The sequence below is a fragment of the Mesorhizobium sp. M5C.F.Ca.ET.164.01.1.1 genome (assembly GCF_004792125.1).
GTDB lineage: Bacteria > Pseudomonadota > Alphaproteobacteria > Rhizobiales > Rhizobiaceae > Mesorhizobium > Mesorhizobium wenxiniae.
Genome location: NZ_SRTG01000001.1, coordinates 1,757,524 through 1,770,824, shown reverse-complemented (window position 1 = coordinate 1,770,824; position 13,301 = coordinate 1,757,524). Strand labels below are relative to the sequence as shown.

At 61.9% G+C, this 13,301-nt stretch carries 13 protein-coding genes; 4 read left to right on the top strand and 9 right to left on the bottom strand.

The features are described 5' to 3' along the window. Positions 1-46: 46 nt before the first annotated feature. Entirely contained in the window at positions 47-1,258 is a 1,212-nt protein-coding gene (locus tag EN807_RS08710; RefSeq protein WP_135934620.1) for an MFS transporter, read from the bottom strand. Positions 1,259-1,350: 92 nt separating this feature from the next. Between EN807_RS08710 and EN807_RS08705 the strand changes: the two genes are divergently transcribed. Continuing rightward, the gene (locus tag EN807_RS08705) at positions 1,351-2,322 is read left to right on the top strand and encodes an AraC family transcriptional regulator (RefSeq protein WP_135934619.1); all 972 of its coding nucleotides are present in this window, start codon (positions 1,351-1,353) and stop codon (positions 2,320-2,322) included. A 52-nt stretch (positions 2,323-2,374) separates the two neighbouring features. Here the strand turns inward: EN807_RS08705 and EN807_RS08700 are convergent, their stop codons facing one another. The 7 genes from EN807_RS08700 to EN807_RS08670 form a co-directional block, all read right to left on the bottom strand. Next, a complete protein-coding gene (locus EN807_RS08700) occupies positions 2,375-3,460 on the bottom strand; it encodes an ABC transporter ATP-binding protein (protein WP_135934618.1) in 1,086 nt (361 codons plus the stop codon). Then, positions 3,460-4,569, bottom strand: a complete 1,110-nt coding sequence (locus EN807_RS08695) for an ABC transporter ATP-binding protein (RefSeq protein ID WP_135934617.1) — start codon at positions 4,567-4,569, stop codon at positions 3,460-3,462. Before EN807_RS08695 ends, EN807_RS08700 begins: the two co-directional genes overlap by 1 nt. Then, positions 4,566-4,775 (bottom strand): hypothetical protein, encoded by a 210-nt coding sequence (locus tag EN807_RS08690; RefSeq protein ID WP_135934616.1) that lies wholly within the window; start codon positions 4,773-4,775, stop codon positions 4,566-4,568. Before EN807_RS08690 ends, EN807_RS08695 begins: the two co-directional genes overlap by 4 nt. Continuing rightward, a complete protein-coding gene (locus EN807_RS08685) occupies positions 4,772-5,731 on the bottom strand; it encodes a carbohydrate ABC transporter permease (protein WP_135934615.1) in 960 nt (319 codons plus the stop codon). The genes EN807_RS08690 and EN807_RS08685 overlap by 4 nt, the downstream gene beginning before the upstream one ends. A gap of 1 nt (position 5,732) precedes the next feature. After that, positions 5,733-6,638, bottom strand: a complete 906-nt coding sequence (locus EN807_RS08680; RefSeq protein WP_135934614.1) for a sugar ABC transporter permease — start codon at positions 6,636-6,638, stop codon at positions 5,733-5,735. 73 nt (positions 6,639-6,711) lie between these two features. Further along, positions 6,712-8,028 (bottom strand): ABC transporter substrate-binding protein, encoded by a 1,317-nt coding sequence (locus EN807_RS08675; RefSeq protein WP_135934613.1) that lies wholly within the window; start codon positions 8,026-8,028, stop codon positions 6,712-6,714. 357 nt (positions 8,029-8,385) lie between these two features. Beyond that, positions 8,386-9,069 carry a TetR/AcrR family transcriptional regulator gene (locus tag EN807_RS08670; RefSeq protein WP_135934612.1) on the bottom strand — a complete coding sequence of 228 codons (684 nt, stop codon included), beginning with the start codon at positions 9,067-9,069 and terminating at the stop codon, positions 8,386-8,388. 112 nt (positions 9,070-9,181) lie between these two features. On the opposite strand from EN807_RS08670, the gene EN807_RS08665 reads away from it, so the two are divergent. Genes EN807_RS08665 through EN807_RS08655 form a run of 3 tightly spaced genes read left to right on the top strand, consistent with a single transcriptional unit; the run spans position 9,182 to position 11,743 of the window. Further along, positions 9,182-10,378, top strand: a complete 1,197-nt coding sequence (locus tag EN807_RS08665; protein ID WP_135934611.1) for a Tm-1-like ATP-binding domain-containing protein — start codon at positions 9,182-9,184, stop codon at positions 10,376-10,378. An 11-nt stretch (positions 10,379-10,389) separates the two neighbouring features. Continuing rightward, complete coding sequence (locus EN807_RS08660) at positions 10,390-11,319, top strand: phosphoenolpyruvate hydrolase family protein (protein WP_135934610.1); 930 nt, start codon at positions 10,390-10,392, stop codon at positions 11,317-11,319. Between the two features lie 4 nt (positions 11,320-11,323). Beyond that, positions 11,324-11,743, top strand: coding sequence for a cupin domain-containing protein (locus tag EN807_RS08655; RefSeq protein ID WP_135934609.1), 420 nt, complete (start codon positions 11,324-11,326; stop codon positions 11,741-11,743). 101 nt (positions 11,744-11,844) lie between these two features. On the opposite strand, the gene EN807_RS08650 is transcribed toward EN807_RS08655, so the two are convergent. Next, complete coding sequence (locus tag EN807_RS08650; RefSeq protein ID WP_135934608.1) at positions 11,845-13,035, bottom strand: Xaa-Pro peptidase family protein; 1,191 nt, start codon at positions 13,033-13,035, stop codon at positions 11,845-11,847. Between the last annotated feature and the right edge of the window lie 266 nt (positions 13,036-13,301).

The window sequence follows — 13,301 nt, the reverse complement described above, 5'->3', positions numbered from 1 at the left end:
TGATCAATGGTGAGACGCTGGAGGCGTCGAGCATCGGTGGCCCGACCTAACTTGCGCGCTTCGGGCCAAGCCAAAACGCCGCCAAAGCCGCCAGCAACGTCGCGATCCCGCAATAGGCGAATGCGCTGGCCACGCCGGCGTAATCGACCAGCAATCCGCCGAAGATGGCGCCCAGCGCGATCGCCACCTGGAATGTGGCGACCATCAGCCCGCCGGCGCTCTCGGCCTGGTCGGGAGCGGTGCGAACCAGCCAGGTTTGCAGCCCGACCGGCACCGCGCCGAAGGCAAAGCCCCAGGCGGCGACCGCTATCGCCGCCACCACGGGCGAAGCCCCAAGAGTGAGCAGCAGGAGTGCCGCCACAGCAATCAGCAGTGGCGCCAGGCCCACCGCGGTCTTGAGGCTGAGTTCAGCCATGAAGCCGCCGGCGAAATTGCCAAAGAACCCACCAATGCCGTAAGCGAGCAGCACCAGCGAGATCGTCTCGATATCCAGTGCCGGAACGTTCTCGAGAAATGCCCGGACATAGGTGAAGCCGGCAAAGTGTCCCGAGGCCACCAGCAGCACCACCAGAAGTGCTGCCCTGATCGTCGACCGCTTCATCACCTCCAACAAGGTGCGAAAACTGGCCACGCCCGCCGGCGGCAGCTTCGGAAGGGTGGCGACCTGCATCAGCAGCGCCAGGGCCCCGACAACAGCCGCGATCATGAAGGCCGTTCGCCATCCCCAGACGTCGCCGACATAGGCGCCGACCGGGGCCGCACAGACCGTCGCCACCGAAACGCCGGTGAGAATGATCGACATGGCGCGCGGCATCAGCCGCATCGGAACAAGCCGCATCGCCATCGCCGCCGACATCGACCAGAAGCCGCCGAGGCTGATCCCGAGCATGATGCGGGCGATCAGAAGAACGGGAAGCGAGGACGCAAACGCCGCCAGGAGGTTCGACAGGATCAGGAGCACGGTCAGTCCCCACATGACTAGCCTGCGGTCCAGCCGTTTGTTGATGATAGCCATAGTCGGGGCGGCGATCGCGCCGACAATGGCCGTCGCTGTCACCGCCTGGCCGGCAGTGCCCTCCGTCACACCGAGGTCCTGCGCCAGCGGCGTCAGCAGGCTGGCAGGCAGGAATTCTGCGGTCACCAGCCCAAACACACCGAGCGCGAGGGATACGACCGCCCCCCACGCCGGCTCGGCTCGTTCGTCGGTTTCCGCGGGATCGAGAACGGTGTCCATGACGCCTGTCGCGGGTTCGGTCATGATGGGATCTCCGATCTGGTTGCAGCGCAACATTTGGCTGCAATGCAACATAGGGAGTGACCGTCTGGAGTTTCCATGCTAGAAACACCATCATGCTTGACCATTCGTCCAAAGTTCCGGTCACTGGCGATCCGCTGACAGACATATTGCGCGGGTTGCGTCTTGATGGCGTCGAATACGGCCGGTGCGAAATGAAGGAGCCCTGGGGCATCCAGTTCCCGGCTCAGCCGGCGGCGCGATTTCATTTCATCGGCCGCACAGGATGCTGGTTGCTGCAGCCGTCCGGCGAATGGGTGGAACTCAATGCAGGCGACGCGGTGCTGTTGCCGCGCGGTGCAGCACATGTCCTGGCCAGCGAACCGGGCACCGAGGCTTCGCCGATCCAGGGTTACGAGGTCGGAGAGGTCTGTAAGGGCGTTTACTGCCTGTCGAACGAAGGCTGCCGGCCGGGGACCCTGCTGTTTTTCGGCAGCATGTATTTCAATCTCGATGGTTTGCACCCTTTGCTGGGCATGATGCCGGATGTCATGCGTGCGCACGAACTGGAAGCCTATGAACCGGCCATTCCGCATCTGCTGGAGGCCATGGCGCGCGAAGTGACGATGGAGCGCGTCGGCTCCGGCGGCATTCTGGCACGGCTTGCCGATGTGCTGGCCGCCACCGTCATCCGGTCATGGGTCGAGCGCGGCTGCGGCGACTCGTCCGGATGGATCGCGGCGGTGAGAGACCGCGAGATCGGTCGCGTGCTGGCCGCGATCCATCTCGAACCGGACCGCGATTGGACGGTGGAAACGCTCGCCAGGATGATGGGCGCCTCGCGATCGGGTTTCGCGGAACGCTTCGCGACGATCGTCGGCGAAACCCCGGCGAGATATGTCACCCAGGTGAGAATGCACCAGGCACGGCAATGGCTGGTCCGCGACCGGCTGAAGATTTCTGTCGTCGCCGCTCGCCTCGGTTATGAATCCGACGCGTCGTTCAGTCGGGCTTTCAAGCGCGTCATCGGATCGGCTCCCAGCCATTTTCGCGCCGAGGAACAGACTGAGACCCGCCAAGCCGGCTAAACCTTGACAGAGACTTCACGCCGCTTAGCATCCTCCCGCCCAACGGGTGCGCTTAGCCCGCGTGGCGGAGACTAATCCCGCTTCCCTTGTCGAACAGCACCACCTTGTCCGGATCCCAGGCAAAGCGCACCGGCTGCTCGATCTCGACATCGGTTCTGGCCGGCACCGTGGCCCGCAGCATGGCATCGCCGACCCGCAGGGTCAGGATCTTTTCGACGCCATGGTTCTCGACATCGTGGACGCGCGCTTCCACCGGCGCCCCGCTCTCGAGATAGACATCCTCGGGACGAATACCGAAGACGAGCGGGCGACCGTCGGTCGCACCGCTCGTCTTGGCACCCCCCGTAAAAGGCAGCTCGAAATTCAGCGGTGCCATCACCGCGCGGCCGTCGACGAGCTTGCCGTCGATGAGGTTCATCGGCGGCGAGCCGACGAAGCTCGCCACATAGGTGTCGCGCGGATTGTTGTAGATCTCATACGGCGTGCCGGTCTGGATGATGCGGCCATGGTTGAGCACGCCAACCTTGTCGCCCATCGACATCGCTTCGATCTGATCGTGCGTGACGAAAAGGAAGGTCTGACCAAGGTTCATTTGGATGTTCTTCAGCTCGGTACGCAGCGCCTCGCGCAGCTTGGCATCAAGCGCTGAAAGGGGCTCATCCATCAGGAATACGCGGGGCTTCCTGACGATGGCGCGACCAATCGAGACGCGCTGCATCTCGCCGCCAGAGAGGCGATCCGTCTTGCGGTCGAGCAGATGCTCGATACGCAAGGTCCTGGCAACGCGATCGACGCGCGTCTTGATCTCGTCGGGCTCGATGCGGCGGATTTTCGGCTTCAGCGGGAATTCGAGATTCTCGCGCACCGTGTAGCGCGGGTAGAGCGAGTATTGCTGCAGAACCAGCGCCACGTCGCGCTCGGCCGCACCCCAGTCAGCGACATCAGCGCCGTCGATGAATATCTGCCCCTCGTCCGGTTTTTCCAGGCCGGCGATCATGCGCAGCGTCGTCGTCTTGCCGGCGCCGGTCTCGCCGAGCAGCACGAAGAACTCGCCGTCGGCAATGTCGAGATTGAGCCCGGTCAATGCGGTGTGATTGCCGAAGGTCTTCGAGATGTTCTTGAGCTGGATATGGGCCATCAGAGTCTCACCCCCAGCGAATTGCCGCTTGTCGTGTCGAAGAAGTGCGCCTGCGCCGGGTCGAGCTTGGCGAAGACCTGGACCCCTGGCTTGCCGACGAAACCGGAACGGGTGCGGGCGCGCAACATCTGTGCCCCAACCTTGAGGTCGACGATGTCGTAGGAGCCAAGCGGTTCGATGATGTGCGCCTCGACCGGCAGATAACCGTCCGCCGGCTCGCGCGAGACCATCACGCCTTCGGGGCGGATGCCGAGCGCAAGGCGGTCCTGCCCGACGTTCGCGGTGTCGAGCTGGCCGACCAGTTCGGCCGGGAAAAGGAACCCTTCCGCGGCCCCGTCGACGGTGACCCTGGCGCCGGAGCCGTTCATCGTCACCGCCGCGTTGGCGACGTTCATCACGGGCGAGCCAACGAATTGCGCGACGAACAAATTGGCCGGGCGCGTATACACTTCCGATGGGCTGCCTACCTGTTGCAGAACGCCCTCATGCATGATGACGATGCGGTCGGCAAGGCTCATCGCCTCGATCTGGTCGTGGGTGACGTAGATGGTGGTCGAGCCCTGCTTGATGTGCAGCCGTTTGATCTCGGCGCGCATCTCCTCGCGCAGCTTGGCGTCGAGCGCGCCGATCGGCTCGTCCATCAGCATCGCCTTCGGCCGCCGCACCAGCGCCCGGCCGATCGCCACGCGCTGCATGTCGCCACCAGACAGCGCCGACGGCTTCTTGCCGAGCAGGTCGGTGATCTGCAGCACTTTGGCGACCGAACGCACCTCGCCGTCGATCTCCGCCTTGCTCTTGCGCATGGCGCGCAACGGAAAAGCGATGTTCTCGTAGACGCTCATATGCGGATAGAGCGAGAACGATTGGAAGACCATGGCGATGTCGCGGTCGGCGGCCTTCAGATGCTGCACGGGCTTGCCGTCGATGAGGACATCGCCGCCGTCGATCGTCTCCAGCCCGGCGATGGCCCGAAGCGTCGTCGTCTTGCCGCAGCCCGACTGTCCGAGCAGCACGATGAACTCGTTGTCGTCGATCTTGAGATTGAGATCCTTGATGACCTGGACGGCACCGAAGAATTTCTGGACGCCACGAAGCTCGATCTGGGTCATGGGTGACCTTCTTTTTCCGGCGCGCTGGTCGCCTGCGGCTTCTGCCTTGGACCGACCCAACCGGTGATCATGAACGTCAGCAGCCCAACGATGATGATCGTTAGCCCGTAGCGGTGCAGGAAGAGATTCCACGGCTGGCAGAGCGCAATGATGCCGCACACCATCACGATCTCGGCCGTGCGCTGGATTGTAGCATGGCGGATCATTTACGGATCGCTCCGAAGGACATGCCGCGCAGAAGATGGTTGCGGAGCAGGAAGGTGAAGATGGCGACAGGCAGCAGGAACAGGAAGGTTCCGGCGGCAATCACCGTCCAATCCGACAGGCCGGAACCGACCTGGCTTGGAATGAAGGGCGGTGCCGTCTGGGCGCGGCGGTTGGTCATGATCAGCGCGAAGGCATATTCGTTCCATGCGGTGATGAAGCAGAACACGGCGGTGGCGGCGATGCCGGTGGCCGCCTCCGGCAGTACGATCTTGAAGAAGGCCTCCATGCGCGTATAGCCGTCGACGAGGGCCGCCTCCTCGTACTCCTTCGGAATTTCGTCCATGAACCCCTTCATCAGCCATACAGAGAAGCTGAGGTTGAAGGCGGTGTAGAGGATGATCAGGCCCCAATGCGTGTCGTTGAGGCCGACGGCCCGGTACATCAGGAACATCGGGATCGCCACCACCACCGGCGGCAGCATGCGCGTCGACAGGATGAAGAAGAGCAGGTCCTGTTCCCCCTTAATCTTGAAACGCGAGAACCCGTAAGCCGTGAAGGTGCCCATGCCGACGGCGAGGATCGTCGAAGTGATGGCTACGATCAGCGAATTCATGAAGCGGTTCGGATAGCCGGACCACTGCACGTCGCCCCTGCCCGAGCGCACCACCTTCTCGCCGCCGTCAAACACCAGCCGCTCCCACCACGGGGCGGCGGCGTATTGTTCCGGCGCCGGCGCAGTGCGCAACTGCGACCGCTTGGTGAAGAGCTTTACGAAGGGTGATATCTCAGGCTGGAACACCACCGTCGGTGGAATGGTGGTGGCAAGGTTGCGCGGCTTGAACGCCGTCGAGGCTATCCAGTAGATCGGCGCAAGGAAGATCATCGTGACGATCAGCACACCGACGATGGCAAGCTTGTTGAGCGAACGCTCGGTAGAGGTGGTGACAGCGGCCATTCTAGCGCTCCTTCACCTTGTTCAGGTATTTGACGTAGATGTTGGTGATCGCCAGGATCATGATCAGCACGATGTAGGCTAGCGCGCAGGAGCGCCCGGTCTGCCATTCCTGGAACGCCATCTTGTAGAGCCGGATCGAGATCACCTCGGTCGTTGGCTGGCTGGTCAGGATGTAGGCGAGATCGAAGGTCTTGAACGCCTCCATGGTGCGAAAGATGATCGCGATCATCAGGATCGGCGCGACCAAGGGCAGCGTAATGCGAAAGAAGGTATAGAACGAGCCGGCGCGGTCGATCGCGGCCGCCTCGTAGAGGTGCTTCGGCACCGCAGACAGGCCGGCGAGCGACAGCAGCATCACGAAGGGCGACCACATCCAGATGTCGGTGATGGCAACCGCGTAGAGCGCCATGTCGGGGTTGGACAGCCACTCGAAGGAGCCAAGGCCGAGCGTATAGTTGATGATGCCGAAGGACGGATCGTAGAGCAGTTTCCAGAACAGGCCGACGACGGCCATCGACAGCATCATTGGCAACAGCAGCAGTGTCGTCAGCAGGCCCTTCAACGGGATATCGCGGTTGAGCAGCAACGCCACGCCGAAGCCGACGATGACCTGGCCGACTACGGAGACGATGACATATTTGGCGGTGATGGCGAAATTCGACCAGATGAACGGGTCGTTGAGCAGCTCGCGGTAATTTTGCAGTCCGACGAAAGTTGCCGGCGCCGCGCTCGATGCGCGGAAGTCGGTGAACGAATAGCCGAGCGAATAGATCAGTGGAAAGATGTTGAAGACGATCAGGAAAACGATCGTCGGAATGATGAAGAGATTGCGGATCGTGAGGTCGCTCATGCCGCGGGCGGCGGAGCGCGACTTGGGATCCAGGGTGGTCATGACTGCAGTGGCCAAGGCCCGTTCCTTCCTTGTCCGGAAAAGAAAACGGAAGGGGCGGGCTCCCGCCCCCTCCGAGCGTTAATGCCGTTTACTTCACGCGGTTGTATTTCTTGAACGTCGCGTTCCAATCCGCGGCGAGCGCATCGAGCACTTCCTTGGCCGTGCCCTGATTGCCGGTGATGTACGGATAGACGCGTTGGTTCATCTGGATGAGCAACTCGGCATATTCCGGCGTCGCCCAGAAGTCCTTCACCTTGAACATGGTCTCGTAGAAAGCCTTGTTGTAGGGCGTGGCGTTCTGGAATTCAGGCGACTCAAGCACCTTGGCGCTTGCCGTGTAACCGCCGAGTTCCGCCCATTTCTTCTGCGTCTCGTCCTTGATGAACCATTCCAGGAACTTCATCGCCTCTTCCTGATTCTGGGAATAGGAAACGACGGAGATGCCCTGGCCGCCGAGCGCAGCGAACTGGTCGCCGTTCGGTCCTGGAGGGTTGGCGAAGAAGCCGGTGGCCTTGGCATTCGGGTTGGAGGCTTCGTTGATGAGCGCCGGGAAGAAGGCGAAGTAGTTCATGCTCATCGCCGCCAGGTTCTCGGTGACCGCCTGGTTGTCCTCGATGAAGAAGCTTTTGGCCCAACCAGGAGGGGTGAAGGAATAGAGCTCCTTGTAGGCCTCGAGCGCCTTGACGTTCTGCTCGGAGTTGATGATCCCATCGACCTTGTAAGTGGCATAGTCGCCAAGTTCGCCGCCGAAGGAGAAGATGGCGTTCTCGACGCCCATCACCAGAGCGTCATACGAGTTATCGGTGTAGATGGCGACGCCGTAGCGCTTCTCGTCGGGACGGTGGAAGAATTCAGCGATGTCGCGCAGCTGCTTCCAGTCCTTCGGCACGCCGAGATCGTAGCCGTACTTCGCTTTGAAGGCTTCCATTTCCTTCGGGTCTTCGAACCAGTCCTTGCGATAGGACCAGCCGACCGCGTCGCCCTCGGCCGGTATCGACCAGTATTTGCCGGAGTTGGACGGATATTCGGCGTAGTATTTCACCGTCGCCGGCGCCATCACTTCCTTCAGATTGTGCTTGTTGAAAAAGTCGGTGAGGTCGACATAGTGGCCTGCCTCGGAGGCCGCGCCGATCCACTGGGAATCGCCGACGACCATGTCGTAGGCGCTGCCCTTGGCGTTGAACTCGGTGAACGCCTTGGTCTGGAAATCCGGCCACGGCGTCGTCTCGACCGTGACCTTCACGCCGCTCTCGGCCTCGTACAGGTTGACGAGTTCCTGCAAATAGTTCGCCGGATCCCATTCAGCCCAGAAGATGGTGAGTTCCTTATCCTGCGCGTAGACGGACGTTCCGCAGGCGAGCACTAAGCCGATACCAGCAAGCATGCTGGTCATTGTCTTGCGCATAATGATTTCCTCCCTTGTGCGCATTCTACCGTATCACGCGAGCCGGCGGTGAGGCCGACCCTGGTAGTTCCTCCCGTGGTGGCAGCGTTCCGGTTTCGAGCCTGCTCGCTCGGCCGGAATGGATTGCAGCCCTCACTTTCAATCCGCCATCATGTCCTGATCTGGTATTACCAATTCCGGACACACGTCAAGCTCTTTCTTGGACGATGGCAGCCCCTCAGACAAGCGGATTCCAGCAACATCTGTCTGTTTTTCTTAAATTTTCCTACTCCTTGATACGCAAGGGCCTTGCTCGCGTTACGGTACGTCGACTATTGTCGGTAATCAGCATGCCAATCTGGTCGAACCAGATGGATACTATTCCGTGGCTGTCGCCGGCGTGCTTTTGCCTCCTTCGGTTACCGATTCCATCACTGCAGCCCGCACTAGAGTGCCGGCTGCCCATTGCGCTACCGACATCATCTTGCGGCTGTCCAGCCCCCATATGTCCTTCAGTATGATGAGCACTTCGACGCCGAAGATCAACGACAGGGCCTGCGCCAGGCGCTTGAATTCGCGTGGCGGCAGCCGGTGCTTGAGCGGTGCGATCGCGTCCTTGAGCAGATCGACGCGATGGCCGCGCGTGAAGGCCGGCTCGCCGCCCAGCGTGCCTGCCTGCCGCCGCGCCCACTGGTCGAGCGACAGCTTCAGCGCCGCCTTGAAGGTCGCCTCGAAGGCTTCGATGCGCGGCATGGCCGTATCGAACAGTTCAACGACGCGGCGCTCGGGATCGCCCGAGGCTGATTTCCAGGTGAGGATCGGCCCGAGTCCTTCGTCGACCACCGCCTGCACCAGGGCCGCCTGGCTTGGAAAATATCGATAGGCGGTGGCGCGGGAGACTTCTGCCGCTTCGGCGACCTCGCTGACCGAAGGCGTGGCGCCCGCCTGCATCAGCCTTGTCGCCGTCTCCAGCATCAGCCGTCTTGTGCGTGCGCGCGGTCCGCGTGCGGCTCCAGAACCGGCATCGTCGGAAACCGCCGCTTGTTGACGTGAGACGTTCATGTCAATACGATACGCGCGTCTCAAAAAATTGCAATGGCCTTCGCGATGCCGAACGGCCGGGCAACGAGCGGCAGGCGGCAACGCCGAGCGCGCCTAGAACCGGGGAAACGCAATGAAGCGCGTCTATGTGGTGGGCACCGCCGACACCAAGGGTGAGGAACTCGCCTTTCTGGCCGATGCGGTCGCTGCTACCGGTGCTGCTGTCGCCCGCATCGATGTTGGAACGCACAACCCAACCGTGCCGGTCGATGTCTCGGCCGAAGAGGTCGCCGGCCACCATCCTGGCGGCAGCAGTGCCGTACTGGGCATCGACGACCGCGGCACCGCAGTGGCGGCAATGGCCATCGCTTTCACCCGGTTTGTTCAATCGCGCACCGATATAGCAGGTGTGATCGGCATTGGCGGTGGTGGCGGCACTTCGATCATCACATCAGGCATGCGCGCGCTGCCGCTCGGCCTGCCCAAGATCATGGTTTCGACGCTCGCCTCGGGCGACACCGCACCTTATGTCGATGTTTCCGACATCGTGATGATGCCGTCGGTGACCGACATGGCCGGCCTGAACCGGCTGTCTCGTGTCGTGCTGCACAACGCCGCCCAGGCGATATCAGGCATGGCGGCAAAGCCGGCGGCGCCGCCCGACGGCAGACCGTCGATCGGCCTCACCATGTTCGGCGTGACCACGCCGTGCGTGACTTCCATCGCCGAACAGCTCCGATCGATCTATGACTGCATGGTCTTCCACGCCACCGGCACCGGCGGCCGCACCATGGAGAAGCTGGCCGACAGCGGCTTGCTGTCCGGCGTCATCGACATCACGACGACAGAAGTCTGCGACCTCCTTTTCGGCGGCGTGCTGCCGGCGACCGAAGACCGCTTCGGCGCGATCGCCCGCAACAGGCTGCCCTATGTCGGTTCGGTCGGCGCGCTCGACATGGTGAATTTCTGGGCGCCGCCGACCATTCCGGAACGCTATAGCGGGCGGCTGTTTTACGAGCACAATCCTAACGTGACGCTTATGCGCACGACACCTGACGAAAGCCGCAAGATCGGCGAATGGATCGGCACCAAACTGAGCCTCTGCGATGGCCCGGTCCGGTTCCTCATTCCCGAAAAAGGCGCCTCGGCGCTCGACATCGAAGGCGGCGCTTTCTTCGACCCCGAGGCCGATGCAGCACTCTTCGAGGCCATCGAGCGCACGATCAAGCCTGGTAAGACGCGAAGCGTGACGCGCCTGCCAATGCACATCAACGATCCCGAATTCGCCAAGGCTGCGGTTGCGGCTTTTCTCGACATCGCCAGACAGTGAGAGACGAAGCCATGGCCGCCATACCGCGCAAGAAGATCCTGGAGAAATTCCGCAAGATGATTGCCGGCGGCGTGCCGATCGTCGGCGGCGGCGCCGGCACCGGTCTGTCCGCCAAGGCTGAGGAGGCCGGCGGCATCGACCTGATCATCATCTACAATTCCGGCCGCTACCGCATGGCCGGGCGCGGCTCCGCCGCCGGCCTGCTCGCCTATGGCAACGCCAACGAGATCGTCAAGGAAATGGCTTATGAGGTGCTGCCGGTGGTGAAAAAGACGCCGGTGCTGGCCGGCGTCAACGGCACCGATCCCTTCGTCATCATGCCGCTGCTGCTGACCGAGCTGAAGACGATGGGTTTTTCCGGCGTGCAGAACTTTCCGACCATCGGCCTGTTCGACGGCCAGATGCGGCAGAGTTTCGAAGAAACCGGTATGGGCTTCGGGCTCGAGGTCGACATGATCGCCGCGGCACACGAACTCGACCTGCTGACCACGCCCTATGTGTTCAATCCCGATGAGGCCCGCGCCATGACCAAGGCCGGCGCCGACATCATCGTCGCCCATATGGGGGTGACCACCGGCGGCTCGATCGGCGCGACGTCGGCCAAGTCGCTCGACCACTGCGTGACGGAGATCGACGCCATCGCTGAGGCGGCGCGTATCGTGAGCAAGGACGTCATCCTGCTTTGCCATGGCGGGCCGATCTCGATGCCGGACGACGCCCGGTACATTCTCGAACGCTGCAAGGGCCTGCACGGCTTTTACGGGGCAAGCTCGATGGAGCGGCTGCCGGCGGAAGCGGCGATCGCCAGGCAGACAGCGGATTTCAAGGCCGTCACGCTGGAGCATCGGACCCAAAAGTGGGAGCCGGTTTTGGGAAAATCCGATGCGCAAACAAAAAGACAAAGCGGCACAAAAACCGACGCCAAGAAAAAGAAGGGATGAGACGATGACCGACAAGAACAAGGTGTTTGTCTATCCGAAGGAGGTCAGCGCCTTCGGCTTCGACTGGGGCAGACTGTCGTTGACGGTGGCGCCCGAGGTGAACGGCGCGACGCGCTTTTCCGGCGGCGTCGTCGACCTGCCGTCCGGCAAGGGCCACACGCGCCACAACCACCCGGGCGCGGAGGAAATCATCTTCGTCATATCAGGCAATGGCGAGCAGATGGTTGAGGACGACAAGGGCAATCCGGTCATTGCGAAGGTCGGCCCCGGCTGCACCATCTATGTACCGGAAAGCCGCTTCCATTCGACGCTAAATACCGGCGATGGGCCGATGCAGCTCTTCGTCGTCTATTCGCCCGCCGGACCGGAACTGGCGTTGCGCGACCTGCCGGATTTCAGGCTGCTGCCGCCGGGCGGCGGCTAATGCATGTCGCGCAAAAGTGCGCAGCGGTTTTGCGATAACGACATGCATTAAAACAAGAATTTAAAGCGCGTCGCATTGAATCCATTCAAACGCGACGCGCTTTAAGCCACCCCACCTCTGTTCCAACCCCTGCCCCGATCGCCGAACATGACGTAGCCAGTCTCGGTGACCGCCACGGTGTCTTCCAGCTTGATGAAGCCGCGCGTCGGGTGGAGCATCGTGGTCTCGACCGAGAGCACCATGTTTTTCTCCAGCGGCTTTTCGGCATAGGTGCCTTCATATGTCACCGGATGGTTGGTCATGAGGAATGGCGCTTCATGCGTGATCAACCCCATGCCGTGGGCGAAGAAATCGGTATAGGGCGCAACCTTGGATTTCTTCAGCACGCCCTCCGCATAGGAAATCATATCACCGCCTAGTGTGCCGGCGCGTACCCTGGAAAAGGCCGCCTGCTGCACCGTCTCGACCTTGGCTAAAAGGTCCTCGAGTTCGGCATCCGGCTCGCCCAGAACGCCCATGCGGCAGAGGTCGCCGATATAGCCATGATAGTTGCCGCCTGAGTCGATCGACATTACCTCGCCCTTCTTCCACGCCTGTGGCGAGCCGGCGCGGTTGTGGCTGGCGCCCAGCGTCAGCAGGCAATATTCGAAATGCGCGCCGCGATTGGTCTCCTCGCGCCTGAGTTGCTCGATGATCTCGGTCTTGGTCGTGCCTTCGCGTGCCCAGGCAATAGTTGCCAGCATGGAATTGGTGATTAGTTCGGAGGCGACGCGCAGCTTGTCGAGTTCCGCTTCGGTTTTGATCGCCCGCATGCGCTCCAGCATATCAGTCGCATCGATCAGCTTGGCGTCCGGCAGCGCCTTGCGGATCAGCGTATAGGCATCCGACGGCAGGAAAGCCGGCTCGATGCCGATGCGGGCATCGCCCTTGCCGATTTTCGTCAGGTGCTCAACCGCGAGGTTGGCGGCGTCGAGCGTACCCCAGCAGGCGGCGTGCAAGGTCGGCGTCCAGAACGGGTTGTTCTGGTGCTCGCCGCCCTCCATGCGGTTGCCGATATAGGCAGCATGCTCCGGCCCACCCTTCTCGTAGACAAGGATCGGCAGATAGCGGCTGTGGCCGATCGCATCCATGGCGGCGAAGAAAATGAATTTGTAGCCGCCAAGCAGATATTGCGTGTTGTGCTTGGAGGTGGCGAGCAGCACATCGATGCCGGCCTCCTCCATCAGCCGATCGACCCTGGCATGATCGAACGGGATGGTGCTGACGGCATTCTTGCCCGGGACGACGTTCATCTTTCTCTCTCCCTGCAATTCCTGGCCGGCCGGTCGGATCGCCGGCTGTGCCCAGTTGTCCTACTAGATAGGTCTGGTCCTACCAGATAAGGTCGGATTGAACCCCTTCTTGTAACTGGTCCAGCGCACGAAATTTTCAAAGCCACATGAGGATGCGCCAAATCCGTCTCTGGCGAAACCCTCGGCAAGGCTCATAATCACCTTGCAAGGAAGCCGTCTGGCGTCCGAGGGTGTGGCCAACCCGGCCGGGTGGCTGAGAGGGACGG